This is a genomic window from Pseudomonas sp. RIT-PI-a, assembly GCF_001187875.1.
Lineage (GTDB): Bacteria > Pseudomonadota > Gammaproteobacteria > Pseudomonadales > Pseudomonadaceae > Aquipseudomonas > Aquipseudomonas coleopterorum.
In genome coordinates, this window is record NZ_LGIR01000015.1 from 97687 (window position 1) to 124363 (window position 26677).

Below are 26677 nucleotides of genomic sequence, written 5' to 3' on the forward strand. Positions count from 1 at the left end.
ATTTCAGCGCGACGGGGCAGGGCCGCCCATACGGCTGCGCACCAGGCCGATGATCATCGGCAGCAGCGAAATCAGGATGATCGCGACGATCAGCAGGGTCAGGTTCTGTTTGATGAACGGCATGTTGCCGAAGAAGTAGCCCAGGGTTACCAGGCCGCAGACCCACAACACCGTGCCCAGCACGCTGAAGCCCAGGAAGCGCGGGTAGTGCATCTTGCCGACACCAGCCACGAACGGGGCGAAGGTGCGCAGGATCGGCAGGAACCGCGCCAGGGTCACGGTCTTGCCGCCGTGGCGGGCATAGAAGGCGTGGGTCTGATCCAGATAGTCGCGACGGAAGATCTTGGAATCCGGGTTGCTGAACAGCTTGTCGCCCACGGTACGCCCGACGATGTAGTTGGTGCTGTCGCCCAGGATGGCAGCGGTCATCAGCAGGCCCGCGAGCAGGAACGGGTCCATGCCGCCACCGGCCGCCACGGCACCAGCGATGAACAACAGCGAGTCACCGGGCAGGAAAGGCATCACCACCAGGCCGGTTTCGCAGAAGATCACCAGGAACAGGATCGCGTAGACCCAGGTGCCGTACTGGGTCACCAGCATGTTGAGGTACACATCCAGGTGCAGGATGAGGTCGATGAAGCTGAATTCCATGGCGGGTACCTGTGCTGATTCGATCTTTGAGAATCCGCGCAGTATACCGATGGGTGAAGCAGGTTTGTTGGTGGGTTTACCAGGCACGCGCAACCGACCGACGGTCGCGTGTCGGTCCAGCGAAACTGACAAGGTCGGCAGAGCAGGCAAGGGAAGCCAAGGCATCCCTCGCTGTCGTTGGGTCAGAAGAAGCCCAGTGGATTGATGTCGTAGCTGACCAGCAGGTTCTTGGTCTGCTGGTAGTGGTCGAGCATCATCTTGTGGGTCTCGCGGCCCACGCCGGATTTCTTGTAGCCACCGAACGCGGCATGCGCCGGGTACAGGTGGTAGCAGTTGGTCCAGACCCGTCCGGCCTTGATGCCGCGGCCCATGCGCCAGGCACGGTTGATGTCGCGGGTCCAGACCCCGGCACCCAGGCCGAACTCGGTGTCGTTGGCGATGGCCAGGGCTTCGGCTTCGTCCTTGAAGGTGGTGATGCTGACCACCGGGCCGAAGATTTCCTCCTGGAACACGCGCATCTTGTTCGTGCCTTTGAGCAGGGTCGGCTGGATGTAGTAGCCGGTCGACAGGTCACCTTCGAGTTTCTGCACCTGACCGCCGGTGAGCAGTTCGGCACCTTCACCCTTGGCGATTTCCAGGTAGGAGAGAATCTTGTCGAACTGCTGCTCCGACGCCTGGGCGCCGACCATGGTGTCGGTGTCCAGCGGATCGCCGCGCTTGATCTGCTCGACCTTCTTCATGACTTCCTTCATGAAGGCCGGGTAGATGGATTCCTGCACCAACGCGCGTGAAGGGCAGGTGCACACCTCGCCCTGGTTGAAGAAGGCCAGCACCAGGCCTTCGGCGGCTTTCTCGATGAAGGTCTGCTCGGCCTGCATGATGTCTTCGAAAAAGATGTTCGGTGATTTGCCGCCCAGCTCCACCGTCGAGGGAATGATGTTCTCGGCAGCGCATTTCATGATGTGCGAGCCCACCGGTGTCGAGCCGGTGAAGGCGATCTTGGCGATACGCTTGCTGGTGGCCAGCGCTTCGCCGGCCTCCTTGCCGAAACCCTGGACCACGTTGAGCACGCCCGGTGGCAGCAGGTCACCGATCAACTCCATCAGTACCGTGATGCCCAGCGGCGTCTGTTCGGCCGGCTTGAGCACCACGCAGTTGCCGGCGGCCAGTGCCGGGGCGAGCTTCCAGGCGGCCATCAGGATCGGGAAGTTCCAGGGGATGATCTGCCCGACCACGCCCAAGGGTTCGTGGATATGGTAGGCGACGGTGTTGCCATCGATTTCGGCGGCGCTGCCTTCCTGGGCCCGCAGGCATCCGGCGAAGTAGCGGAAATGATCGGCCGCCAGCGGAATGTCGGCGTTCAGGGTTTCGCGAATGGCCTTGCCGTTGTCCCAGGTTTCGGTGATGGCCAGGGTTTCCAGATTCTGTTCGATACGGTCGGCGATCTTCAGCAGGATCAGCGAGCGAGCCTGTACCGATGTCGTACCCCACGCCTCGGCGGCGGCATGGGCGGCGTCCAGCGCCTTGTCGATGTCGCGGGCATTGGAGCGGGGGAATTCGGCGATGGGCTTGCCGTTGACGGGTGAGGTGGTGGTGAAGTAGTTGCCGTCCACCGGCGCGACGAATTCGCCGCCAATATAGTTGCCGTACTTGGCCTTGAACTCGACCTTGGCGCCTTCGGTGCCCGGGTGTGCGTAACGCATGGGGAGTCTCCTGCTGTTGTGGTTCTGTGGAGGACGCGCGGTAGCGCCCCTTAAGCGTAGAACAAAGCCGGGCAGGGCGCCTTGAAACCACTGCAGGGCGGCAGGCCGGAGGCGGGTGATCGCCAATCAAAGGATGCGATTTTTCCTACCCTACGCTACCCTGCCTCGACGTTTTACGAGGCCAACCATGCACATTCACATTCTCGGTATCTGCGGCACCTTCATGGGCTCTCTGGCGGTGCTCGCCAAGGAACTGGGCCACCGTGTCACGGGGTCGGACGCCAACGTCTATCCGCCCATGAGCACCCAGCTGCAGGCTCAGGGCATCGAGTTGACCCAAGGCTACGACGCCGCTCAGCTGGAGCCTGCACCCGATCTGGTGGTGATCGGCAATGCCCTGTCGCGCGGCAACCCCGCGGTCGAATACGTGCTGAACAAAGGCCTGCCCTACGTTTCCGGCCCCCAATGGCTGGCCGACCATGTGCTGCAGGGGCGCTGGGTGCTGGCCGTTGCCGGCACCCACGGCAAGACCACCACCAGCAGCATGCTGGCCTGGGTGCTGGAGCATGCTGGCATGGCGCCGGGCTTCCTGATCGGCGGCGTGCCACAGAATTTCGCGGTGTCCGCCCGCCTGGGGCAGACGCCGTTCTTCGTGGTCGAGGCAGACGAATACGACAGCGCGTTTTTCGACAAGCGCTCCAAGTTCGTCCACTACCGTCCGCGGACTACGATCCTCAACAACCTGGAATTCGATCACGCTGACATCTTCCCCGACCTGGCGGCTATCGAGCGTCAGTTTCATCACCTCATCCGCACGGTGCCCAGCGAGGGGCTGGTCATCCACCCCACTACCGAGCCGGCTTTGAGTCGCGTGATCGAGATGGGTTGCTGGACACCGGTGCAGACCACGGGCGAGAACGGTCAGTGGCAGGCGAATCTGCTCAGTGCAGATGGCTCGCGCTTCGAGGTGTCGTTCGAAGGTGTGGTGCAGGGCACGGTGGATTGGCCGCTGACCGGCCAGCACAACGTGGCCAATGCCTTGGCAACCCTGGCCGCCGCCCGCCACGTCGGCGTGGTTGCGCCGTTGGGTATCGAGGCACTGTGCGCGTTCAAGAGCGTCAAGCGGCGCATGGAATGGGTCGCCGAAGTGCAGGGCGTTACCCTCTACGACGATTTCGCGCACCACCCCACGGCCATCGCCACGACGTTGGACGGCCTGCGCAAGCGCATTGGTGATGCGGCATTGATCGCGGTGATCGAGCCGCGTTCCAACTCCATGAGGCTTGGCGCCCACCGCGACGGCCTGCCCGAGAGCGTCCGCGACGCCGATCAGGTGATCTGGTACGCGCCCCCCAATCTGGGCTGGGACCTGGCCGCGACGGCGGCGCAGTGCCCGGTCCCGGCGGTCGTGGCCGATTCGCTGGAAGCGATCATCGAGCGGGTCAAGGGCCAGGCTCGGCCCGGCACCCATGTGGTGATCATGAGCAACGGCGGCTTCGGCGGCCTGCATCTGAAACTGGCGGAGGCGCTTAAATGAGCGGTCCGCAGCGCATCACCCTGGCCATGACCGGCGCCTCGGGCGCGCAGTATGGCTTGCGCCTGCTCGACTGCCTGGTGCGTGAGGACCGCGAGGTGCATTTCCTCATCTCCAAGGCCGCGCAACTGGTGCTGGCCACCGAGACCGACGTCACCCTGCCGGCCAAACCGCAGGCCATGCAGGCTTTTCTCAACGAGTACACCGGAGCGTCCGCCGGGCAGATCCGCGTGTATGGCAAGGAAGACTGGATGTCGCCGGTGGCCTCGGGTTCCGGCGCGCCCAGTGCGATGGTGGTGGTACCGTGCTCGACGGGAACGCTGTCGGCCATTGCCACCGGCGCCTGCAACAACCTCATCGAGCGCGCCGCCGACGTCACCCTCAAGGAGCGTCGGCAGTTGATTCTGGTGCCGCGGGAAGCACCGTTCTCGACCATTCACCTGGAAAACATGCTCAAGCTGTCGCAGATGGGCGCGGTGATTCTGCCGGCGGCACCGGGTTTCTATCACCAGCCGCAGACCATCGACGACCTGATCGACTTCGTCGTCGCGCGCGTACTGAATCTGCTCGATATTCCCCAGGACATGCTGCCGCGTTGGGGCGAGCACCACCACGGCAGCGACGACTGAGGCGCGGGCGGCAAGCTATTTGCCCAGGCGCCGCAGCTCGTCCGATTCCACCACGCGCACGCCGTCCTGTTCCTCCAGCGCCAGGCGCCACAACGCACGGGCCAGTTGCAGCGCTTCGATGCCGTGGTACTTGCCCGGAATCAGTTTCGACAGGGGCCCGGCAATGCGCTCGGCCAGGCGTGCCTCGACGCGGTCACCGATCAGCAGCGAAGGCCGGGCGATGGTCAGTTGCGGCCAGCCCTGCGCACGCAGGGCCTCTTCGGTTTCGCCCTTCACCCGATTGTAGAAAACCGAGGATTGCGGGTCGGCGTCGATGGCGCTGATCAGCAGAAAGTGTCGCGCACCCAGTTCCAGGGCGCGCTGGGCATAGGCGACGATGAGCGTATGGTCGACTTCGCGAAACGCCTCCTGGGAGCCGGCTTGCTTGATGGTCGTGCCCAGGCACGAGAAGGCGATGTCCACCGGCCCTTGCAGGTCTGCCAGCAGGGGCAACAACGGCCCCACCGGGTTTTCCAGGTGCGCGTGCTCGGCGAGGGGGCGGCGGGTGGGCGCCAGGACTCTTTTCACGGTGGGTTCGGCGAGCAGGCGATCGAGCAGGTGCTCGCCGGTCAGGCCCGTGGCGCCCGCGAGAAGGATGTGCTGCGGCGTCAAGTACATGCGGTATCTCCCTTGATACAGGCAGCGTGAAGCGGATGCCCTATGGCGTGTTCTCAGGCGCTGCGGCAGCGTGCAATGCGCGCTTGGCCTGTTGTTGGCGCAATCGCTGCCAATGCGCGAGCACCCCCTTGGGCGCCCAGATCTGTGGCTGCGAGGCCTCGTAATTGTCGGCGATCTCCCGTTCGGCAACGTGCCGGCTGGCAAGTTCGAATGCCTGCTGCAGGTCATCCGTCTGGTTCAGGGCCTGGGCGAACAGGGCATCGCCGAAATAGGTGAAGTCGGCCTCTTCGGAGCAGCCGAAGGACACGCGGTCGGCTCGCGAGGCGGTCATGATCAGGGTTTTCTCGTCCCTGAGCGCCGGGATGAACCCGCCCGAGTAGCAGGCCGAGATGACCACCACCTTGTCACGGCCCTTGAGCGGTGCCAGCACGGCGGCCAGTTCATCGGCCGGCAGGTCGCCCAGTTGCAGGCGAGGTTGGTCGAGCACCAGTTCGTGCTCGCTGGTGCCGTGGCTGGTCAGGTAGATGAACACCAGGTCTTCCGGGCCGCTGCGCGCCGCCAGCGTCTGGACGCTGCGGCTCAGGGTCTCGCGACTGGCCATCACGCGATCGGCCAGGTGATCGCGATGGTTGGCCAGGGTGATCTGGCCGACGGCGCCGAAACGGCTGGCGAGCATGCCGGTGACGTAGTCGGCTTCGCGCATGAACACGCTTTGCTTGCCATCCCCGGCCAGCGCCAGGCTGTACAGTTCGATCGCCGCGGTGGACGGCGGAACGGCGGCAAGCGCCTGCTCCAGCAGCCGGCCTTGGTTGAGCAGCCCCTGCTCCAGCGGATCGGGCAACAGGTGGCCCTGGGCATCGCGGATGCGCTGGCCATTGAGCCAATAGCCGACCTGGGTGCTGCCATCCTTGAGGGTCAGGGTGCCCTGGCCTTGATAGGTGTCGTTCTCGAAGGTGCCGCTGTAGGTGCTGCCGTCGGCCAGGGCCAGCCAACCCTTGCCGCTGAAGCGCCAATCGGCGAATTCGCCCTTGTAGTGGCTGCCATCGCTGGCGAACATTTCGCCCTTGCCGCTGAGCACGCCTTCCTTGAAGGTGCCGATCCACACGTCGCCTGCGGCATTCTCGTAGCGGCCACGGCCGTGCAGCTGGTTGAGGTGGAAGTTGCCGATGTACTGGTCGCCGTCGGCGTTGCTGAACGTGCCGTGGCCTTCGAGCAGGCCGTTGACGAAGGTGCCAGTGAACTGATTGCCCGCCGCATCGCTGCGCGTGCCTTCGCCATTGGGTTTGCCGTGGGCGAACCAGCCCTGGTACTGGCTGCCATCGTCGAGCTCGATGTGGCCTTCACCCCAGTACTGATCTTCCTTGAAGCCGCCGCGGTACGACACGCCGGCTTCCTTGAAGGTGCCTTCGCCCTGGCGCCGTCCCTTGACGAAGCCGCCGGTGTAGGTGGTGCCGCGCGCGATCAGCGTTCCCTGGCCATGAAACAGTCCATGGTCGAAGCCGCCGGTATAGACCTCGCCATTGCGCCCGTGCCATTGGCCCAGGCCCTGCCACTGGCCGTCCTTGAACTGCCCGGCGTAGCCGCTACCGTTGGGGTAGTCGACCCGGCCCTGGCCCTGCAACAGCCCATTGACCACGTCCCCGCGATAGCGACCGCCATCGGGCAGTCGCGCATCGGGCGGCGACAGTGGCTCGCCATCTCCGCAAGCGGCGATCAACAACGACAGGGCGAGGGGAACGAGAGGGCGCATGAGCGGGTCCGGGCGACTGAGGCGCCGAGTATGCCGCAGATGCAAGGGTGGAAAACAGATGCAGGGTGCTTTTCGGCCACGCGCTGCCTGCACGCCGACAGCGTTCGGATCATCGTCGCCTGCCTGCTCGGTCCGTAACCCGCCAAGGGGTGCGCCATCTTGCATCACCCAGGCGTACGCCCGAGGTGCTTATAATGCCTGGCTTGCGAAGGAGACCCCCCCAATGTTGCTACGCGGTTTGACCTGGCTGGTCCTGTTCCAGCTGTTGGGCACGGCCCTCAATCATCTGATCCTGCCTGTGTTGCCCGGCCCGATCATCGGTCTGGTGCTGCTGCTGATCTACCTGATGGTCCGTGGCGAGGTCAGCGAGCCGCTGAGCCTGGCGGCCAACAACCTGTTGCGCTATCTGCCCTTGCTGCTGGTGCCGCCTGCGGTGGGCGTGATGGTGTATGCCCAGCAGATCGCCGATGACTTCTGGGCCATCGTCGGCTCGCTGGTGATTTCCGTCACGGTATCCACGGTGTTCGTCGGCTGGCTGATGCAGCGCCTGATCCGTCGCCGCCGACACGACACCCCGGTGCAACCATGATGCTGGACTGGCAGGGCGCGGTGCAGGCCGTCATCCATCATCCGCTGTTCGGCATCGGCATCACCCTGGGCGCCTATCAACTGGTGCTGGCCGGCTACGAGAAGACCCGCTGGATCTTCCTGCAACCGGTGCTGCTGTCGATGCTGCTGCTGGTCGCGGTGCTGGTCGGCTGCGGGATCAGCTATGCCGAATACCGCAAGAGCACGGAAATTCTCGGCATTCTGCTGGGCCCGGCGACGGTGGCCCTGGCGGTGCCGCTGTTTCTCAACCTGCGGCGGATTCGTCAGCTGCTGTGGCCGACGCTGATCACCTTGGGCCTGGGCGGCCTGTTCGCCACGGCCTTGTGCCTGCTGCTGGGGCGTTGGCTGGGGGCCGATCACATGATTCTGATGACCATGGCGCCCAAGTCGGTCACCTCGCCGATCGCCATGCTGGTGGCGGAGCAGATTGGTGGCGTCGCAGCGCTGGCGGCCGTGTTCGTGCTGATCACCGGCGTCATCGGTGGAATCTTCGGCCCCGGCCTGCTGTCTCTGCTGGGCGTCGAGCATCCGGCGGCGCGCGGGATGGCACTGGGCCTGAACGCGCATGCGGTGGGCACCTCGGTGGCACTGCAGGAAAGTGAAGAAACCGGCGCCTTCGCGGCGCTGGCCATGAGTCTGATGGGCGTCGGCACGGCGGTTTTCCTGCCGTTGGCCATCAGCGCATTCGCGTGAGGACACAAGCCATGACATTGCCGCTCTTTCCCCTCAACACCGTGCTGTTCCCAGGCTGCGTGCTGGACTTGCAGCTCTTCGAGGCGCGTTACCTGGACATGATCGGTCGCTGCATGAAGCAGGGCACCGGATTCGGGGTGGTCGGTATCGTCGACGGCGCAGAAGTCGGTCACGCGCCGAGCGCGCACGCCCATGTGGGCTGTGAGGCGGTGATTATCGACTTCCAGAAGCAGGACAATGGCCTGCTGGGTATTCGCGTGAAAGGTGCGCGGCGCTTCCGCGTCGAGCGTACCGAGGTGCAGAAGGATCAGTTGCTGGTGGCCGACGTCAGCTGGCTGGATGAGCAGACGGACCCGCCGCTGACCGAAGAGCATGCCGATCTGCAGGCCCTGTTGCAGGCATTGGCCGAACATCCGATGGTCGCCGCTCTGGGCATGACCGAAGGCGCGCACGGACAGCAGTCGTTGGCCAACCAGTTGGCCTATCTGCTGCCGTTCACCGAGCAGGAGAAAAGCCGATTGCTGGCCCAGAGCGACCCTGGCGTGAGCCTGACGCAGATCCAGGCCCTGCTCGATACCCTGCAGGGCGACGCCCAGGCCTGATCTTTCGCAGGATCATGGGCGTTCCCCGCGCTTGGGCTACATATAGCGATACTGTTCCAGTGCCATCGGCAGCCCGTGCACGGCGAAGAAGCCGAGCAGCAGCGCGCACGCTGGCACCACCAGCCACCAGACATGCAGGGGCATGGCCGGCAGCGGCTTGCGATATTCCACGGCCGCCAGGCACGAGGCGCAGACGAAGCAGGCCAGCATGGTTCCGGCCATGATATCGGTCGGCCAATGGGCGCCCAGGTAGACCCGCGACAAGGCAATCGACAGCGCTGGAATGCTCGCCAGGATGACCCAGACCAGGCGCATACGCGGCGTCTGCCGACGTCCGGCCAGGATCGCCAGGCTCAGAAAGAACGCGAAGGCCGCCGAGCTGTGCCCGCTGGGCATGCTGAAGGTGGTCAGCGGTTCGAGCAACACGTCGGGCCGCTGCCGCGCCACCAGGTGTTTCAGCGAGCCGTTGAGCAATGCGGTGATCAGCATGGTCGAGCAGGCGAACAGGGCCGGCCGCCATTGGCGAGTGATCAGCAGCAGTGCGGTGAGCAATCCGGCCACCATGAACTGGGTGCGGAAATCACCGATGCGTGTCACCAGCACCACGAAGGTTTCCGCGGCCTCGCTGCGGTGCTCCTGCACCAGGGTCTTGAGGCCGTTGTCCAGCGCGCTCAGGTGCGGGAAGCCGAAGAACAAGGCAATCAGCATGATCAAGGAGGCGAGGGCGATCAGCATCGTGCCGCGCTCGCGGTTGCGCCAAGTGGCATGCAGGCTCAGGCCCATCAGCAGGGCGATGCAGGCAACGACGATACCTGCCTGTGGCCAGAAGTCATCGGGCAGGGGCAGGCGGAATGCCGCGCCGGTTGCCCAGCCTGGTAGCAGATAGGCCACCGACCAGCCGGCTGCCGCCACCAGGCTGACGAGGATGAAGCGCGGCAAGGGCATGTCGAGCATGCCGGCGACCATGGGCAGCATCGGCCGCAGCGGGCCGATGAAGCGGCCGACCAGCAGGCTGGCGACGCCGTAGCGCTGGAAATAGCTCTCGGCGGTCTCCAGCCATTGCGGGTGCGTGCGCAGCAACGGCAGGCCACGGATGTTCTGGTGAAAGCGCCTGCCCAAGGCGTATGAAATGGCGTCGCCCAACAGGCCGCCGGCGTAGCCCAGCAGCAGGGTTTCGCTGAGCGACAGCGCACCGTTGCCCGCCAGCACCGCCACGGCGAATAAAACCACCGTGCCGGGTACGACGATCCCGGCGATCGCCAGGCATTCGATGCAGGCGATGGCGAAGATCGCCACGCCCAGCCACTGCGGATGCAACGTCAGCCAGCCTGTCAGACTGTCCAGCCATTCGCCCATGAGTCAGGTTCCTTGAAAGATCGAGAAGTAATCGCGGCCTTCGATCTGGCCGCGACGCAGGGGGTTGCGCGTGCAGAAGCGGGCATAGCCGGCATCCACGAAGCGATAGGGCAGGTGTTCGTCACGGCCCAGCGGAATGCCCAGGCGCGTGGTCTGCACCACGTGCGGGACAGTGGCGCCGACGTTGTCGACGAACAGGTGCTCGGTGTCGAAGCGCTGGGCGTCCCACACCGGCACTTTCAGGCCCAGGGCCTTGCACAGCAGAGTCTGCCCGGCGCACAGGCGCTCGGCCGGACGTGGCTGGCCGCTCGCATCGGGATTGTTGAGCTGCATCTGGACGAAGGCGTTGTCGTCGGTGCAGGCGTCGAGCCAGGGGTAGGCCGACTTGATCAGCACCGCGTTGCCCGGCCCCTGGGCACTGAAATTCAGCGAATCGCCACCGCGGGCGTAATACATATAGATGTGGCCGCCGTCCAGGAACAGCGCGCGGCGCTTGTGGGTATAGCCAAGCGAGGCATGGCTGCCGCGATCCGTGACGTAGTACGCCTCGGTTTCGATGATGCGCGCCGACAGCCAATAGGGACCCTGACGGTGGCGAATCACCTTGCCGAGCAACGCACGGGCCAGGGATTGCGCGTCGGTATCGAAGAAGGCGTCGGGCAACGGGTTGAACATAACGGGGTCCATTCGGTGTCGCGGTGGATGATAGCAATTGCACATCGGCCAGGCCCGTGGACATATGTTTAAAGAGGTGTTTTCGACCATCCGCCCGTCACCGCTGTTAGTGGGCGTACGTGACAGCTATAATCAGCCGCTTTCCTCTTTGCCAAGACCATAGAGACCATGACCGAGTCCGTTCTTGACTACATGACCCGCCTGGGTCGCGCCGCCCGCGAAGCCTCGCGGGTCATTGGCCGTGCCAGCACCGCGCAGAAGAATCGCGCCCTGCAGGCGGCGGCCAGTGCCTTGGACAGCGCCCGCGCCGAACTGGTTGCCGCCAACGAGCAGGATTTGGCATCGGGTCGCGCCAATGGCCTGGACGCGGCCATGCTCGAGCGCCTGGCGCTGACCCCTGCGCGCATCGACGGCATGATCGTCGGCCTGCGCCAGGTGGCCAGCCTGCCGGACCCGGTCGGGGCGATCCGCGACATGAGCTACCGGCCTTCGGGCATTCAGGTCGGCAAGATGCGCGTGCCCCTGGGCGTGGTCGGTATCATCTACGAGTCGCGGCCCAACGTGACCATCGACGCCGCCAGCCTGTGCCTGAAGTCGGGCAACGCGACCATCCTGCGCGGCGGCTCCGAGGCCATCCACTCCAACCGTGCCATCGCCGCCTGCATCCAGCGCGGCCTGGCCGAAGCCGGCTTGCCCGCCGCCGTGGTGCAGGTGGTCGACACCACTGACCGCGCGGCGGTCGGCGCCCTGATCAGCATGCCCGAGTACGTGGACATCATCGTGCCGCGCGGCGGACGTGGTCTGATCGAGCGCGTCGGCCGCGAGGCCAAGGTGCCGGTGATCAAGCACCTGGACGGTATCTGCCATGTGTTCGTCGACGCCGGGGCCGACCTGGCAAAGGCGCAACGCATCGCTTTCAACGCCAAGACCTACCGCTACGGCATTTGCGGGGCCATGGAAACCCTGCTGGTCGACCAGTCGGTGGCGGCCAGCTTCCTGCCGCCGATGGCCGCCCAGTTCCGCGAGAAAGGCGTCGAGCTGCGCGGTTGCCCGCGCACCCGCGACCTCATCGACGCGGTACCGGCCAGCGAAGAGGACTGGGATACCGAGTACCTGGCGGCCATCCTGTCGATCCGTGTGGTCGACGGCCTGGACCAGGCGATCGAGCACATCAACCACCACGGCTCGCACCACACCGATGCGATCGTGACCGAGCAGCAGGGCCACGCCCGGCGTTTCGTCGCCGAAGTCGACTCGGCCTCGGTGATGGTCAATGCCCCGACCTGTTTCGCTGATGGCTTCGAGTATGGTCTGGGCGCCGAGATCGGCATTTCCACTGACAAGATCCACGCTCGCGGTCCAGTGGGGCTGGAAGGCCTGACCTGCGAGAAATACGTGGTGATCGGCGACGGCCAGCTGCGCGGCCAGGAGCCGGTCTGAGTTGACCGCACCGAGCCGCCCCGGTCCCCACGCTGTACACTCCCGCGCTGCGCGTCGAATCGGCGTGCTGGGCGGTACCTTCGACCCGGTGCACATCGGTCATCTGCGCGGCGCCGTGGAGGTGGTCGAGGCACTGGGTCTGGACGACCTGCGGCTGGTGCCCAGCGCGCGGCCGCCGCACCGCGACCAGCCGCAGGTATCGGCCGAGCAGCGCTTGGCCATGGTGCGTGCCGCGGTGCAGGGTCTGGCGCCCTTGAGCGTGGATGACCGCGAACTGGCGCGCGACAAACCGTCGTACACACTCGACACCCTGGTGTCGATGCGTGCCGAGCTGGACCCGCAAGACCAGTTGCTCCTGCTGCTGGGCTGGGACGCCTTTTGTGGCCTGCCCACCTGGTACCGCTGGGAAGAACTGCTGCAGCACTGCCATATCGTCGTGTTGCAGCGACCTGATGCCGACACCGAGCTGCCCGATGCCCTGCGCAATCTGGTGGCGGCGCGTTCCATCAGCGACCCGCAAGCCCTCAAGGGGCCCTGCGGGCAGATTACTTTCGTCTGGCAGGCACCGCTCGCGGTGTCGGCCACCCAGATCCGTCAACTGCTGGCCAGCGGCAAGTCGGTGCGTTTCCTGGTGCCTGACGCTGTACTGGCCTACATCGAGGCGCACGGGCTGTACCGTGCGTCCAATTGAACTGAACGAGTTTTTTTATGAGCAATAAGCAAGCAATCCCCGCAGAAGAAATCGTCGAGCTGACCAAAGCCGCTCTGGAAGACGTCAAGGCCCAGGACATCCTGGTCATCGACGTGCGCGACAAGAACAGCATCACCGACTTCATGGTCATCGCCACCGGTACCTCCAACCGCCAGATCAGCGCCATGCGCGAGAAGGTTCGCGAACTGGTCAAGGCCAAGGGCGTCAAGCCGCTGGGCGAAGAAGGCGCGGGCGACAGCGACTGGGTCCTGCTGGACCTGGACACCGTGGTGGTGCACATGATGACCGCCGCCGCGCGCCAGTTCTACGACCTGGAACGCCTGTGGCAGGGCGCCGAGCAGAGCCGTGCCGCCAGCGCTGCGCACCATACCCCTGGCCACCAGGCTCTTAACGACCAAGAGTAGCCTGGGCCATGCGTCTGCGTCTGATCGCGGTGGGTTCGCGCATGCCCAAGTGGGTGGAAGAAGGCTGGCATGAGTATGCCAAGCGTCTGCCTGCCGAGCTTGCGCTGGACCTGGTCGAAATACCGCTGAACACCCGCGGCAAGAATGCCGACGTCGCACGCTTCATCCGTCAGGAAGGCGAAGCGATGCTGGCCAAGGTCGGCCCGGGCGAGCGCATCGTCACCCTGGAAGTGCACGGCAAGCCCTGGAGCACCGAGCAGTTGGCGGTGGAGCTGGATCGCTGGCGCCTGGACTCGCGCACGGTGAACTTCATGGTCGGTGGCCCCGAGGGGCTGGCGCCGGAAGTCTGCGCCCGTGCCGAGCAGCGCTGGTCGTTGTCGCCGCTGACCTTGCCTCACCCGCTGGTACGGATACTCATCGGCGAGCAGCTGTATCGCGCCTGGACCGTACTGTCCGGGCACCCTTATCACAAATAGGCCGTAAACCAGCCGATGTCCCAGCCGATTCGCCTCAAGGACCACGAGAAAGACGCGCGCACCGTGCGCAGCCGCGTCGTGGTCGGTGCGGCGGCGATTCTGGTGCTGATCTGCGTCCTGATCGCGCGCCTGTATTTCCTGCAGGTGATCCAGTACGAGTATCACTCCACCCTGTCGGAAAACAATCGGGTGCACGTGCAGCCGATCCCGCCCACGCGCGGGCTGATCTTCGATCGCAATGGCGTGGTCGTGGCCGACAACCGGCCCAGTTTCAGCCTGAGCATGACCCGCGAGCGCTCCGGCGACTGGCGTCAGGTGCTCGACACCATCGTCGAGGTGCTGGAGCTCAGCGACGAAGACCGGCAATTGTTCGAACGGCGCATGAAACAGGGACGCCGGCCGTTCGAGCCGGTGCCGATCCTGTTCGAGCTCAACGAAGAACAAATCGCCCGGGTCGCGGTGAACCAGTTTCGTCTGCCCGGTGTGGAAGTGGTCGCGCAGTTGGTGCGGCACTACCCGCAGGGCGCGCATTTCGCGCACTCGGTGGGCTACGTCGGACGCATCAACGAGAAGGAACTCAAGACCCTGGATCCGGTGGACTACAGCGGTACTCATCACATCGGCAAAACCGGCATCGAGCGCTTCTACGAGCCGGAACTGCACGGCACGGTGGGTTACGAGGAAGTCGAGACCAATGCTCGCGGCCGTGTGCTGCGGGTGCTCAAGCGGACCGATCCGAAACCGGGCAAGGACATCGTCCTGAGCCTGGACATCAAGCTTCAGGAAGCCGCCGAAGAAGCGTTGGGCGGTCGGCGCGGTGCCATCGTGGCGATGGACCCGCGCACCGGTGAAGTGCTGGCCATGGTCAGCCAGCCCAGTTTCGACCCCAACCTGTTCGTCACCGGCATCGGTTTCCAGGCCTACGCCGACCTGCGCGACTCGATCGACCGACCGCTGTTCAACCGTGTATTGCGCGGCCTGTATCCACCCGGTTCGACGATCAAGCCCGCAGTGGCGATCGCCGGCCTGGATTCCGGCGTGATCAACGCCGGTTCGCGGGTGTTCGACCCCGGCTTCTATCAGTTGCCCAACTACGACCACAAGTACCGCAACTGGAACCGCACCGGCGATGGCTGGGTGGACCTGGACACCGCCATCATGCGCTCCAACGACACCTATTTCTATGACTTGGCGCACAAGCTGGGCATCGACAAGCTGGACAGTTACATGGGCCAGTTCGGCATCGGCCAGAAGGTGTCCTTGGACATGTTCGAGGAGTCGCCGGGTCTGATGCCTTCGCGCGAATGGAAGCGCAAGACCCGTCGCCAAGCCTGGTTCCCCGGCGAAACGCTCATTCTGGGTATCGGCCAGGGCTACATGCAGGCTACTCCGCTGCAACTGGCCCAGGCCACAGCCCTGGTGGCCAACAAGGGCAAATGGAATCGTCCGCGGCTGGCGCGCACCATCGAGGGAGCGCCGCCGGTGGACGAAAACCCCATGCCCGACATCGTGCTGCGCAACCCCTCGGATTGGGGCAAGGTCACCCATGGCATGGAGATGGTCATGCAAGGTGCCCGCGGTACCGCGCGCAAGGCGGCCATCGGCGCCAAGTACCGCATCGCCGGCAAGTCCGGTACGGCTCAGGTCGTCGCCATTCGCCAGGGCGAAAAGTACGACCGCAGCAAGGTCCAGGAACGTCATCGCGACCATGCCCTGTTCGTCGGCTTCGCGCCTGCCGACAACCCGCGCATCGTGGTGTCGGTGATGGTCGAGAACGGGGAGTCCGGTTCAGGCGTCGCCGCGCCTGTGGTGCGGCAGATCATGGATGCCTGGCTGCTCGGCCCCGACGGCCAGTTGAAACCCGAATACGCCAGCGCCGCGGGCGCGGAGATCACCGCCCTTGAAGAGTAATTTCGACCGCATCCTCTCCAGCGAGGATGTGATGCGTCGCCGCGCGACGTTCCTGCAACGCATCCACGTCGACGGCCCCCTGCTGATCCTGCTGCTGACCCTGGCGGCCGGCAGCCTGTTCGTCCTGTATTCGGCCAGCGGCAAGAACTGGGACCTGCTGATCAAGCAGGCGACCTCGTTCGGTCTGGGTCTGGTCTCGATGTTCGTCATCGCCCAGCTGGAGCCGCGCTTCATGGCGCGCTGGGTGCCCCTGGCCTACGTGGCCGGGGTGATATTGCTGGTGGTGGTGGACGTGATGGGCCACAACGCCATGGGCGCCACGCGCTGGATCAACATTCCCGGGGTCATCCGCTTTCAGCCCTCGGAATTCATGAAGATCATCATGCCGGCGACCATCGCCTGGTACCTGGCCAAGCGAACCCTGCCTCCCACGCTCAAGCACGTGGCGGCCAGCCTGGCCCTGATCGGCATTCCCTTCGTGCTGATCGTGCGTCAGCCGGACCTGGGCACGTCGCTGCTGATCCTGGCTTCGGGCGCCTTCGTGCTGTTCATGGCCGGGCTGCGCTGGCGCTGGATCCTCAGCGTGCTGGCTGCCGCCGTGCCCGTTGCCGTGGCCATGTGGTTCTTCATCATGCACGACTACCAGAAGCAGCGGATCCTGACTTTCCTCGACCCGGAGAGCGATCCGCTGGGGACCGGCTGGAACATCATCCAGTCCAAGGCGGCCATCGGCTCCGGCGGCGTGTTCGGCAAGGGCTGGCTGCTGGGCACCCAGTCGCACCTGGACTTCCTGCCCGAAAGCCATACCGACTTCATTATCGCGGTGCTGGGCGAGGAGTTCGGCCTGGTCGGTATCTGTGCGCTGCTGTTGATCTATCTGTTGTTGATCGGCCGCGGGCTGGTGATCACTGCGCAGGCCCAGACCCTGTACGGAAAGTTGCTGGCCGGCAGCCTGACCATGACTTTTTTTGTTTACGTTTTCGTCAATATCGGTATGGTCAGTGGCCTGCTGCCGGTGGTGGGGGTGCCGTTGCCATTCATTAGCTACGGCGGAACTTCGTTGGTGACCCTACTGTCAGCGTTTGGCGTTTTGATGTCGATCCACACCCATCGCAAGTGGATCGCACAGGTTTGAATAAGGTGAGCAATTGCATGCAAGTAATGCGTAGCTGGGCAGCTCGAAGCGTTCCCTGGATCGGCCTGATGGGCCTGTTGGGGTCGGCACAGCAAGCCAGCGCCGGCGACTACGGTGGCTCACCGCAGGTGACCCAGTTCATTGGTGAGATGACCCGCGACTATGGCTTCGCCAGCGACCAGTTGAACGAGGTGTTCAGGGAAGTCGAGCGCAAGCAGTCTATTCTCGACGCGATCTCGCGTCCCGCCGAACGGGTCAAGCCGTGGAGCGAGTACCGGCCGATGTTCATTACCGATGCGCGTATCGCCCGCGGCGTCGACTTCTGGCGTCAGCACGAAGCGGTACTGGCCCGTGCGGAACGCGAATACGGCGTCCCGGCGCAGGTCATCGTCGCGATCATCGGTGTCGAAACCTTCTTCGGCCGCAACACCGGCAATTATCGGGTGATCGATGCGCTGTCCACCCTGAGCTTCGATTACCCGCCGCGCGCGCCATTCTTCCGCAAGGAGCTGCGCGAGTTCCTCATGCTGGCGCGCGACGAGCAGCTCGATCCGTTGACCCTCAAGGGCTCGTACGCGGGGGCCATGGGCCTGCCGCAGTTCATGCCCAGCAGCTTCCGCGCCTATGCGGTGGATTTCGACGGCGACGGCCACATCAATATCTGGACCGACGCCGATGACGCCATCGGCAGCGTCGCCAGCTATTTCAAGGAGCATGGATGGGTCGCCGGCCAGCCAGTGGTCAGCCGGGCCAGCGTTTCCGGTCCACAGGTCGACGATGGCTTGAGCCCGGGCATCGACCCGGTCAAGAATGTCGGGCAGTTGCGGGCGCTGGGCTGGTCGAGTCATGATGCGCTGCGCGACGACCTGCCAGTGACCGCCTTCCGCCTGCAGGGCGCCGAAGGTCCGGAATACTGGATGGGCCTGAAGAATTTCTATGCAATCACTCGCTACAACCGCAGTGTGATGTACGCCATGGCTGTGCACCAACTGTCGGAATCGCTGGTTCAAGCACGGGGCGTCAAGTAATGCGGGCAATGCCGATACGTACATCCTCAGCCATCGCGGCCATCGCGGCCTGCGCGGCACTGGGCCTGTTGCTCGCCAGCTGCTCGTCGACCCCGCCGCCGTCGCGTACCGTCAAGCAATCGGGCCCGACCGTCAAAGCCATTCCCGGCCTGAACATCAATCGGGCTCACAAGGACGGCGCGCCATGGTGGGACGTCGACGTGTCGAAGATCCCCGACGCCGTACCGACCCTGCACACCGGTCCCTACAAGGCCAACCCCTACACGGTGCTGGGCAAGACCTACTTCCCGATAGCCGAGTCGCGCCAGTATCAGGCCACCGGCACGGCGTCCTGGTATGGCACCAAGTTCCACGGCCAGAACACCGCCAACGGTGAGGTCTACGACCTGTATGGCATGAGCGCGGCGCACAAGACCCTGCCGCTGCCCAGCTATGTGCGCGTGACCAACCTGGACAACAATCGCACGGTGGTGCTGCGGGTCAACGACCGCGGGCCTTTCTATTCCGACCGGATCATCGACCTGTCCTATGCTGCCGCCAAGAAGCTGGGCTACGCCGAAACGGGCACTGCGCGCGTCCGGGTCGAGGGGATCGATCCTCAGGAATGGTGGGCCCAGCGTGGTCGCCCGGCGCCGCTGGTGCTGAACCATGGGCCGGTGGTGGCTCAGGCCCGGCCCAACATCACGCCGTCGGCCGGCACGGTCGAGCAATACACGCCGCCGCCCCAGCAACACGCGGTCGCCACGCTGCCGGTGCAGATGGACGCAAAAAAAAACGGTTCTGCACAAGCGTCTGGCCTGTATCTCCAGGTGGGAGCGTTCGCCAACCCCGACGCTGCGGAGCTGCTGCGTTCCAAGCTGAGCTCGATGGTCAGCGCACCGGCCTTCACCAGCCAGATCGCGGTCAACCAGCAGACGTTCTATCGGGTGCGCCTGGGACCGATCAATTCCCAGGGTGAAGCCCAGCAGATACAGGACAACGTGCGCATGGCCAACCTCGGCGTGCCCAAGTTGGTGACACTGGATTGAACCGCGCCGCCTGCGGGCGGCGCTGCAATGAACGCCCGGCAACGGGCGTGCGACACCGGGCCGCCCGCCCACAACAAGACTGCCCGCAAGGGCATGTGCCCATCAGCAATTTCGAGAGACGGATGAACATCACCACATTTGCCAAACGCCTGTGCCTGCTTGTACCGCTGATCATTGCCCCTGCCGCTTGGGCGGCAGATCAGATGATGCCAGCGCCGCCGCAACTGGCTGCCAAATCCTACGTGCTGATGGAAGCTTCCAGCGGTAACGTGCTGGTTGAAAACAACGGCGACCAGCGTCTGCCGCCAGCCAGCCTGACCAAACTGATGACCGCGTACATCGCCACCCTGGAGATCCGTCGCGGCCAGATCGGCGAGAACGACCCGGTCACCGTCAGCGAAAACGCCTGGCGCACCGGCGGCTCGCGGATGTTCATCAAGGTCGGCACCCAGGTGTCGGTCAGCGACCTGTTGCACGGCATCATCATCCAGTCGGGCAACGACGCCTCGGTGGCGCTCTCCGAGCACATCGCCGGCAGCGAAGACGCCTTCGCCGACATGATGAACACCACCGCCGGCAAACTGGGCATGAGCAACAGCCACTTCATGAACCCGACCGGTCTGCCGAACCCTGAGCACTATTCCACCGCTCACGACATGGCACTGCTGGCTCGCGCCATCATCCACGAAGACCCGGCCCACTATGCGATCTACTCGCAGAAGGAGTTCTTCTGGAACAACATCAAGCAGCCCAACCGCAACCTGCTGCTGTGGCGTGACAAGACCGTCGACGGTCTGAAGACCGGCCACACCGAAGAAGCCGGCTACTGCATGGTGTCCTCGGCCGTGCGCGACGGCATGCGTCTGATCGCCGTGGTGTTCGGCACCAACAGCGAGCAGGCCCGTGCAGCCGAAACCCAAAAGCTGCTGACCTACGGCTTCCGCTTCTACGAAACCCAGACCTTCTACCAGAAGGGCACCGAGCTGGCCAAAGCGCCGGTGTGGAAGGGCGACATCCGCGAGATCAAGGCCGGCCTGGCTGAAGACCTGACCATGACGCTGCCCAAGGGCCAGTTGAAGAACCTGGCTGCCAGCATGACCATCAACCCGCAGCTGACCGCGCCCATCGCCAAGGGCGATGTGATCGGCAAGGTCGAAGTGAAGAACGGTGACAAGATCGTTCAGACCTCCGATCTGATCGCGTTGGACGATGTACAGGAAGGTGGTATTTTCCGCCGCGTGTGGGATAGCGTTCGTCTATTCTTCTACGGCTTGTTCAACTGATATCGCGATCGCGCGCCCTCGCCTTGGCAACAGGCGGGGGCGTTGTTGTTTTCACGGTTTACCCGAGGCCGTCATCGTCATGACCGATACCGAAGTAAAAGAACCTAAGATCGAATTCCCCTGCGCCGACTACCCGATCAAGATCATCGGCGACACCGGCGTGGGCTTTCGCGACACGGTGGTGAAGATCGTCGAGAAGCACGCCACCGTCAATCACGATAAGAACGCCGAGCGCCAGAGCACCAACGGCAACTACACCACTCTGCAGTTGCACATCCTGGCGACCGGCCAGGAACAGCTCTACAACATCAATAGTGAGCTGCGCGCCACCGGCATCGTCAAAATGGTGCTTTGATGCCGCAATGCCTGGGGTTTCGCGAACTCGGTCTGATGCCTTACGAGCCCGTCTGGCACGCGATGCAGCGGTTCACCGATCAGCGCGATGCGGACGCCGCCGATGAAGTCTGGCTGGTCCAGCATCCGGCGGTCTTCACCCAGGGCCAGGCGGGCAAGGCCGAGCACCTGCTGGTGCCCGGCGAGATCCCGGTGGTGCAGGTCGACCGCGGTGGTCAGGTGACCTACCATGGCCCTGGCCAACTGGTGGTGTACCTGCTGCTGGACGTGCGCCGGCTGGGCTACGGTGTGCGCGAGCTGGTCACGCGCATGGAGCATACCCTGATCGATCTGCTGGCCTCCTATGGGGTGCCTGCCGCAGCCCGTGCGGATGCCCCCGGCGTCTACGTGGACGGCGCGAAGATCGCCTCGCTGGGCCTGCGTATCCGCCGTGGTTGTTCATTCCACGGCCTGGCGCTGAACGTCGACATGGACCTCGCGCCTTTTCGGCGGATAAATCCATGTGGATATGCCGGCCTGCCGATGACGCAGATGTGCGATCATGTCGCACCCCTTGAATTTGCCGAGGTCAGTGCAAGGCTGCGAGCGCAGCTGGTCAAGCACCTCGACTATGTTGAGCAGACGACCCTTACGGGCGGAATCGACTGATATGACTACCGCGACAGAAGCTGTGCAAACGCTGATCCCCCTGCAGAACCTCGCCGAGGGTGCGCCCAAGGCCAACGCGCCGCGGCCCAAGGTCGAGGCGGGCGTCAAGCTGCGCGGTGCCGAAAAGGTCGCGCGCATCCCGGTCAAGATCATCCCCACCGAAGAGCTGCCGAAAAAGCCCGACTGGATCCGTGTGCGCATTCCGGTGTCGCCCGAAGTCGACCGTATCAAGCAGCTGCTGCGCAAGCACAAGCTGCACAGCGTCTGCGAAGAGGCCAGTTGCCCCAACCTGGGCGAATGCTTCTCCGGCGGTACCGCGACCTTCATGATCATGGGCGACATCTGCACCCGTCGCTGCCCGTTCTGCGATGTGGGTCATGGTCGCCCCAAGGCGTTGGACGCCGACGAGCCGATGAACCTCGCCGTGGCCATCGCCGATCTGCGCCTCAAGTACGTGGTGATCACCTCGGTGGATCGCGACGACCTGCGCGACGGCGGTGCCCAGCACTTCGCCGACTGCCTGCGCGAGATCCGCAAGCTGTCACCCGGCGTGCAGTTGGAAACCCTGGTGCCCGACTACCGTGGGCGCATGGATGTGGCGCTGGCCATCACGGCGCAAGAGCCGCCGGATGTGTTCAACCACAACCTGGAAACCGTACCGCGCCTGTACAAGGCTGCGCGTCCGGGTTCGGACTATCAGTGGTCGCTGACCCTGCTGCAGAAGTTCAAGGAGCTGGTGCCCCATGTGCCGACCAAGTCCGGCCTGATGCTGGGTCTGGGCGAAACCGACGAGGAAGTGATCGAGGTCATGCACCGCATGCGCGAGCACAACATCGACATGTTGACCCTGGGGCAGTACCTGCAGCCCTCGCGCAGCCACTTGCCGGTCCAGCGCTTCGTGCACCCGGACACCTTCGCCTGGTTCGCCGAGGAAGGCTACAAGATGGGCTTCAAGAACGTCGCCTCCGGGCCGTTGGTGCGCTCCTCGTACCATGCCGACCAGCAGGCGCACGAAGCCAAGATCAAGCTCTGACATCTGCCGGCGTAGAGCAGGCACCGCCTGGTCTACGCCGGACCCACGATTGCGGAGTTTTTCCCATGCAATTACCCCCACGCCTGCCCGACCACGGCACGATCGCCCTGATCGCGCCGGCGGGCCCCATCGAGCTGGACATCGAAGCAGCTTGCGCCTGGGCCCGAGCGCGCGGCTACACGCTGCGGATCTACCCCGGTGTTGCGCTGGCCCAGGGTTATCTGGCCGGTAGCGACGAGGCCCGCCTGCAAGACCTCCACGACGCGTTTTCCGATCCTGAAGTAGATGCCATTTTCTGCCTGCGTGGTGGCTACGGTACGCCCCGTCTGCTGGACAAGATCGACTTCCCGCTGCTGGCGCGCCACCCCAAACCCTTCGTGGGTTACAGCGATATCACCGCGCTGCATGTGGCCATCGCTCGCCATGCCGGGTTCGTGACCTTCCATGGGCCGCTGTTCAAATCCGATCTGCTGACGCAGAAGCAGGCGCCGACCGAGTCTTCGTTGTGGCAGATGCTGCGCGGAGAGCTGGGGGCAGGGGACCTGTTGCGGCATCCGTCAGCGTGGCCGCTGACCACGATACTGCCTGGCCAGGCTCAAGGGCGATTGATGGGTGGCAACCTGGCGATGATCAGTGCCACGCTGGGAACGCCGTACGAGCTGCCTGACGATGACATCGTGCTGTTCATCGAGGACGTCAACGAGCCGCTGTACCGCGTGGATCGTTTCCTGACCCACCTGCGCCTGGCCGGCAAGCTGCGTGGGGTGCGGGGTGTGATCGTGGGCGACTTCGCGGGCATCGGTGTCGAGCAGATAACGCCGCTGCTGCTCGATACGTTTCAGGCCGATGGCATTCCAGTGCTGGCCGGCTGGCGCAGTGGTCATTGCGATCCGAACCTGACTTTGCCGCTGGGCGTGCAGGTCAGGCTTGACGCCACTGAGCGGCAGGTCTGGTTGGAGCAGGATGTGGTGGCCTAGGCGACGCCAAGGCCACCACATCCTGTTACTGCTGCGCCCGCAAGGCTTCCAGCAGCTTGTGGGTCGGATAGCCGTCAGCTGGCCAGCCCAGGGTTTGCTGCGCACTGCGGATAGCCTTGCGTGTGTTGGCGCCGATGATGCCGTCCGGAGCGCCGGCGTCGTAATTGCGCGCAGTCAATCGGCTCTGCAACTCGATGCGCTCGGTGCGTGTGAGGGGCATGTCATCTTTCGGCCAAGTGCCTTGAATGTAGCCCGAACCCTGGAAGCGCTGTGCCAGCAGGCTCACGCCCAATGCGTACGACGAGGAGTTGTTGTACTTCAGGATCGCGCGGAAATTATCGAACACCAGAAAGGCCGGGCCGCGGTAGCCGGCGGGCAGAAGCAGCGCCGCCGAGGCATTCTCGCTGCCCGCCGGGACTGCGCCGCCGGGCATCGTCGCTACACCTAGACGCTGCCATTCGCTGACCGGCTTGCGGCTGCTGCCGTCGGCCAGGGCGTAGTCGAAGCCGTCGGGCAGGCGTACTTCCAGGCCCCAGGTCTGGCCGCTCTGCCAGCCAGAGCTTTGCAGGTAGTGGGCCGTAGAGGCGAGGGCGTCGGCGGCGCTGTTCCAGATGTCGCGGCGACCATCGCCGTCGAAGTCCACAGCGTGGGAATTGTAGGTGGTGGGGATGAACTGGGTCTGGCCCATGGCACCGGCCCACGAGCCGAGCATGCGCTCAGGTTGGATGTCGCCATTCTGCAGGATCTGCAACGCAGCCAGCAGCTGGCTTTGCGCGAACTCAGGGCGGCGGCCTTCGTAAGCCAGGGTCGCCAACGAGCGGATCACCGATTTGTCGCCCTGGATCTGACCGAAGCTGCTTTCCATGCCCCACACGGCAACCAGCACCTGGCGCTCGACGCCGTAGCGCTGCTCGATGCTCGTCAGCACGTCCGCATACTGGTCAAGCATGGCCTGGCCACGGCGCACGCGAGTCGGGGAGATGGCGCCGTCGAGGTATTCCCACACCGGACGGCTGAATTCAGGTTGGCTGCGATCAGCCTTGATTACGCTCAGGTCGGGCGTGACGCCTTCAAAGGCGCGGTCGAACAGCTGCGCGTCGACGCCGCTGCGCAGCGCTTGCTGGCGGAAGCCCTGTTGCCATTCTGCGAATGTCTGGGTTGGCAGCACCGGGGTGTCGACGCTGCTCGGCGCGGGCGCCATGGGCACCGGCAGGGAAGGCTGGACGATCGGAGCGGGCAGGGTGTCGGCGACGGTGGGTTTTTCCGCGCAGGCAACCAGCAAGGCCAGGCAGGTAGTCACGGCGAACTGGCGCATGGGCCAGCCAGAGGTACGACGAGAAGACATTCACAAGTCCAGGGCTTTCGGGGCAGAGGCAAACCTTAACATGCCAGCCGAACCTGTAGCATGGGTTTAGCCTTGTCAGCGATCAGCCTGACACTCTGCGGTGCAGCTTTGTGGGAGCGGGCTCTGCCCGCGCATGCAGCGCCCGTGTGTATCTCGCATACCGCAGCGGGGCTTTGTGGGAGCGGGCTCTGTCCGCGAATGCAGCGACGCAATGTATCTGACACACCGCAGTGAATGCTCCATCTGCCCACCAGAATGCTGCGCTATTCGGCAGGAAGGGCCAGGCGCTGGCCCGCCATCAACAGCGATAACCGCGACAACCCCACCCACACCGAACCTGGCGCCTGGCCCTTGATCTGCGCGTCGATGCGTTGCGCATCCTGCAGCAACTGCGCCCAGCGCAGTGCCGAATGCCGCTGCAGAGCCTTGCTCATCAGCGGCTTGCGCTTGTCCCAGACGGGCGGGCGAGCCTGGCTGAAAGCCTTGTCCAGCGGCACCCCCTGGCTGTACTGCTGTGACAGGCTGGCCAGCAGGCGTAGCTCGCGGGCCAGCGCCCAGAGGATGACCGGCGGCTCGACACCTTCGCCGCGCAACCCTTCGAGCATGCGCAGAGCATGTTCGGCCTGGCCATTGAGGATCGCATCGATCAGGCCGAACACGTCGAAGCGAGCACTGTCGGCGACCGCCGATTGCACCGTCTCCAGCGTGATCTGGTTACCCTCGGCCAGCAACTTGAGCTTTTCGATCTCCTGCGCGGCCGCCAGCAGATTGCCCTCAACCCGCGCGGCGATCAGCTCCACCGCATCCGGTTGCGCCGCCAGCCCGGCCTGGGCCAAGCGCTGGCGGATCCATTGCGGCAACTGCTGCGCATCCACCGGCCAGATCTGCACGAACTGCGTGTGCGCACCATCCACCAGGGCCTTGCCCCATTTGGTTTTCTGCGCACTGCCGTCCAGCTTGGGCAGGCTGATCAACAGCACGGTATCTTCGGCAGGTCGTGAGCAGTATTCGATCAGCGCCGCAGCGCCCTTGTCACCCGGCTTGCCTGAAGGCAGGCGCAGTTCCAGCAGGCGCCGCTCGGCAAATAGCGACAGGCTGGCACCGGCCTGCAGCAGCGTGCCCCAATCGAAGTTGCTGTCGGCACTGAACACCTGACGTTCGTCGAAGCCTTGCTGACGCGCCGTGGCACGTATGGCGTCCGCCGCTTCCTGGCAGAGCAGCGGATCGTCGCCGCTGACCACATAGACAGGCGCAAGCGGGCCTTGCAGGTGTTTGCCGAGCTGGGCGGGGCTGATTTTCATGGACGCATCGACAGGATTGAACACTTCACGGGTGCGATGGCAGCGAAAAGGGCGCCTGAGCGCCCTTGTCTGCCTTACTGATTGGGGATCTGGATCGGCGACTGCTGGGGCGTTGCATCCATCACACGCTGAGCTTCGGCGGCCGCATCGGCTTCGGCCTTGGCGCGTGCGTCGGCATCTACCTGCAGCTTTTGCAGCTGGGCAGGGGTGATCTGCTGCAGACGCAGCATCATCCGCTGGACCAACTCGTTACGCATTTCACGACGCACCTGGCTGGCTTCCTGGTCCGAACCGGTCAGGTTGTTGCCGTCGTGGACATAAACCTTCTGCACTTCGATCTTGTCGTTGAGCAAGCTCAGGTTGTTCTGCCCGCGAATCTCATATTGCAGCATGTTGCTCAGCTCGTACTCGGACGAGCGCGCCGAACCGCTGTAGCTGGCGGTGCGACGATCCTCGCGCTCGTTTACCAGGTCCAGGGTGTACGGTGCGCCGCTGGCCACGTGGACCCCGCTGTTCTGCAACGCCTTGCGCAGTTGCACCACGGTCTGGCCGTAGGCGTCGCGCGCAGTAAGGTTGAGTTCCTTGATGGCCATCTCGTTGGTGCCGGTGCCGCGGAGCTGGAAACCACAGGCGCTCAGCAGGACAGCCAGGCCCATAACCAGCAGATTGCGTTTGATCATCTTGTTGCTCCCTAGAAACCTTGTTGGCTGTGGCATGCGTGACGGGCGCCCGGTGAAGCGGGC

Annotated in this window: 27 protein-coding genes; 18 read left to right on the forward strand and 9 right to left on the reverse strand. The window is 64.4% G+C overall.

All coding sequences use genetic code 11. From position 1 onward, the window contains the following. Positions 1-3 precede the first annotated feature (3 nt). Together AC788_RS11980 and exaC are read right to left on the reverse strand one after the other, a co-directional pair. Positions 4-651: a DedA family protein gene (locus tag AC788_RS11980; RefSeq protein WP_049860825.1), complete on the reverse strand. Its 648-nt coding sequence runs from the start codon at positions 649-651 to the stop codon at positions 4-6. Positions 652-833: 182 nt separating this feature from the next. Continuing rightward, on the reverse strand, positions 834-2354 hold the full coding sequence (gene exaC, locus AC788_RS11985; protein WP_049860826.1) for an acetaldehyde dehydrogenase ExaC: 1521 nt from the start codon (positions 2352-2354) through the stop codon (positions 834-836). Positions 2355-2541: 187 nt separating this feature from the next. Between exaC and mpl the strand changes: the two genes are divergently transcribed. Together mpl and ubiX are read left to right on the forward strand one after the other, a co-directional pair. Further along, positions 2542-3891 (forward strand): UDP-N-acetylmuramate:L-alanyl-gamma-D-glutamyl-meso-diaminopimelate ligase, encoded by a 1350-nt coding sequence (gene mpl, locus AC788_RS11990; RefSeq protein ID WP_049860827.1) that lies wholly within the window; start codon positions 2542-2544, stop codon positions 3889-3891. Next, positions 3888-4517 (forward strand): flavin prenyltransferase UbiX, encoded by a 630-nt coding sequence (gene ubiX, locus AC788_RS11995; protein ID WP_043192628.1) that lies wholly within the window; start codon positions 3888-3890, stop codon positions 4515-4517. Before mpl ends, ubiX begins: the two co-directional genes overlap by 4 nt. Before the next feature lie 15 nt (positions 4518-4532). On the opposite strand, the gene AC788_RS12000 is transcribed toward ubiX, so the two are convergent. Further along, on the reverse strand, positions 4533-5174 hold the full coding sequence (locus tag AC788_RS12000) for an oxidoreductase (RefSeq protein ID WP_049860828.1): 642 nt from the start codon (positions 5172-5174) through the stop codon (positions 4533-4535). Between the two features lie 40 nt (positions 5175-5214). Next, positions 5215-6924: a C13 family peptidase gene (locus AC788_RS12005; RefSeq protein WP_049860829.1), complete on the reverse strand. Its 1710-nt coding sequence runs from the start codon at positions 6922-6924 to the stop codon at positions 5215-5217. Positions 6925-7147: 223 nt separating this feature from the next. Between AC788_RS12005 and AC788_RS12010 the strand changes: the two genes are divergently transcribed. Genes AC788_RS12010 through AC788_RS12020 form a run of 3 tightly spaced genes read left to right on the forward strand, consistent with a single transcriptional unit; the run spans position 7148 to position 8828 of the window. Continuing rightward, entirely contained in the window at positions 7148-7513 is a 366-nt protein-coding gene (locus AC788_RS12010) for a CidA/LrgA family protein (protein WP_049860830.1), read from the forward strand. Beyond that, complete coding sequence (locus tag AC788_RS12015; RefSeq protein WP_049860831.1) at positions 7510-8226, forward strand: LrgB family protein; 717 nt, start codon at positions 7510-7512, stop codon at positions 8224-8226. Before AC788_RS12010 ends, AC788_RS12015 begins: the two co-directional genes overlap by 4 nt. Before the next feature lie 11 nt (positions 8227-8237). After that, entirely contained in the window at positions 8238-8828 is a 591-nt protein-coding gene (locus tag AC788_RS12020; RefSeq protein ID WP_049860832.1) for an LON peptidase substrate-binding domain-containing protein, read from the forward strand. Between the two features lie 36 nt (positions 8829-8864). On the opposite strand, the gene AC788_RS12025 is transcribed toward AC788_RS12020, so the two are convergent. Both AC788_RS12025 and AC788_RS12030 read right to left on the reverse strand, forming a co-directional pair. Next, positions 8865-10184, reverse strand: a complete 1320-nt coding sequence (locus AC788_RS12025) for a bifunctional DedA family/phosphatase PAP2 family protein (protein WP_049860833.1) — start codon at positions 10182-10184, stop codon at positions 8865-8867. A gap of 3 nt (positions 10185-10187) precedes the next feature. After that, entirely contained in the window at positions 10188-10859 is a 672-nt protein-coding gene (locus tag AC788_RS12030; RefSeq protein ID WP_049860834.1) for a DNA-3-methyladenine glycosylase, read from the reverse strand. Between the two features lie 168 nt (positions 10860-11027). Between AC788_RS12030 and AC788_RS12035 the strand changes: the two genes are divergently transcribed. From AC788_RS12035 to AC788_RS12095, 13 genes are all read left to right on the forward strand, one after another. Next, positions 11028-12299, forward strand: coding sequence for a glutamate-5-semialdehyde dehydrogenase (locus tag AC788_RS12035; protein ID WP_049860835.1), 1272 nt, complete (start codon positions 11028-11030; stop codon positions 12297-12299). Position 12300: 1 nt separating this feature from the next. Further along, positions 12301-12990 carry a nicotinate-nucleotide adenylyltransferase gene (gene nadD, locus AC788_RS12040; RefSeq protein WP_049860836.1) on the forward strand — a complete coding sequence of 230 codons (690 nt, stop codon included), beginning with the start codon at positions 12301-12303 and terminating at the stop codon, positions 12988-12990. 17 nt (positions 12991-13007) lie between these two features. Continuing rightward, entirely contained in the window at positions 13008-13415 is a 408-nt protein-coding gene (gene rsfS / locus AC788_RS12045) for a ribosome silencing factor (RefSeq protein ID WP_049860837.1), read from the forward strand. An 8-nt stretch (positions 13416-13423) separates the two neighbouring features. After that, positions 13424-13891, forward strand: coding sequence for a 23S rRNA (pseudouridine(1915)-N(3))-methyltransferase RlmH (gene rlmH / locus AC788_RS12050; RefSeq protein WP_043192648.1), 468 nt, complete (start codon positions 13424-13426; stop codon positions 13889-13891). A 15-nt stretch (positions 13892-13906) separates the two neighbouring features. After that, positions 13907-15802 carry a penicillin-binding protein 2 gene (mrdA, locus tag AC788_RS12055; protein WP_049860838.1) on the forward strand — a complete coding sequence of 632 codons (1896 nt, stop codon included), beginning with the start codon at positions 13907-13909 and terminating at the stop codon, positions 15800-15802. 31 nt (positions 15803-15833) lie between these two features. After that, complete coding sequence (rodA, locus tag AC788_RS12060; RefSeq protein WP_049860839.1) at positions 15834-16937, forward strand: rod shape-determining protein RodA; 1104 nt, start codon at positions 15834-15836, stop codon at positions 16935-16937. Positions 16938-16954: 17 nt separating this feature from the next. After that, positions 16955-17965: a lytic murein transglycosylase B gene (gene mltB, locus AC788_RS12065; protein ID WP_049860840.1), complete on the forward strand. Its 1011-nt coding sequence runs from the start codon at positions 16955-16957 to the stop codon at positions 17963-17965. Then, positions 17965-18993, forward strand: a complete 1029-nt coding sequence (locus AC788_RS12070) for a septal ring lytic transglycosylase RlpA family protein (protein ID WP_049860841.1) — start codon at positions 17965-17967, stop codon at positions 18991-18993. Before mltB ends, AC788_RS12070 begins: the two co-directional genes overlap by 1 nt. 122 nt (positions 18994-19115) lie before the next feature. Further along, positions 19116-20276 (forward strand): D-alanyl-D-alanine carboxypeptidase family protein, encoded by a 1161-nt coding sequence (locus tag AC788_RS12075; RefSeq protein ID WP_049860842.1) that lies wholly within the window; start codon positions 19116-19118, stop codon positions 20274-20276. A 79-nt stretch (positions 20277-20355) separates the two neighbouring features. Beyond that, complete coding sequence (locus AC788_RS12080) at positions 20356-20631, forward strand: DUF493 domain-containing protein (protein ID WP_049860843.1); 276 nt, start codon at positions 20356-20358, stop codon at positions 20629-20631. Next, on the forward strand, positions 20631-21278 hold the full coding sequence (gene lipB / locus AC788_RS12085) for a lipoyl(octanoyl) transferase LipB (protein ID WP_049860844.1): 648 nt from the start codon (positions 20631-20633) through the stop codon (positions 21276-21278). The genes AC788_RS12080 and lipB overlap by 1 nt, the downstream gene beginning before the upstream one ends. Before the next feature lies 1 nt (position 21279). Beyond that, entirely contained in the window at positions 21280-22311 is a 1032-nt protein-coding gene (gene lipA, locus AC788_RS12090; protein WP_049860845.1) for a lipoyl synthase, read from the forward strand. A 65-nt stretch (positions 22312-22376) separates the two neighbouring features. Beyond that, positions 22377-23288 carry a S66 peptidase family protein gene (locus tag AC788_RS12095; RefSeq protein ID WP_049860846.1) on the forward strand — a complete coding sequence of 304 codons (912 nt, stop codon included), beginning with the start codon at positions 22377-22379 and terminating at the stop codon, positions 23286-23288. Between the two features lie 25 nt (positions 23289-23313). Here AC788_RS12095 and AC788_RS12100 read toward each other — a convergent pair whose 3' ends face one another. From AC788_RS12100 to AC788_RS12110, 3 genes are all read right to left on the reverse strand, one after another. Then, positions 23314-24633, reverse strand: a complete 1320-nt coding sequence (locus AC788_RS12100) for a lytic murein transglycosylase (protein WP_049860847.1) — start codon at positions 24631-24633, stop codon at positions 23314-23316. Positions 24634-24896: 263 nt separating this feature from the next. Further along, complete coding sequence (gene holA / locus AC788_RS12105) at positions 24897-25934, reverse strand: DNA polymerase III subunit delta (protein WP_049860848.1); 1038 nt, start codon at positions 25932-25934, stop codon at positions 24897-24899. A gap of 74 nt (positions 25935-26008) precedes the next feature. After that, positions 26009-26614 carry an LPS-assembly lipoprotein LptE gene (locus AC788_RS12110; RefSeq protein ID WP_049860849.1) on the reverse strand — a complete coding sequence of 202 codons (606 nt, stop codon included), beginning with the start codon at positions 26612-26614 and terminating at the stop codon, positions 26009-26011. Between the last annotated feature and the right edge of the window lie 63 nt (positions 26615-26677).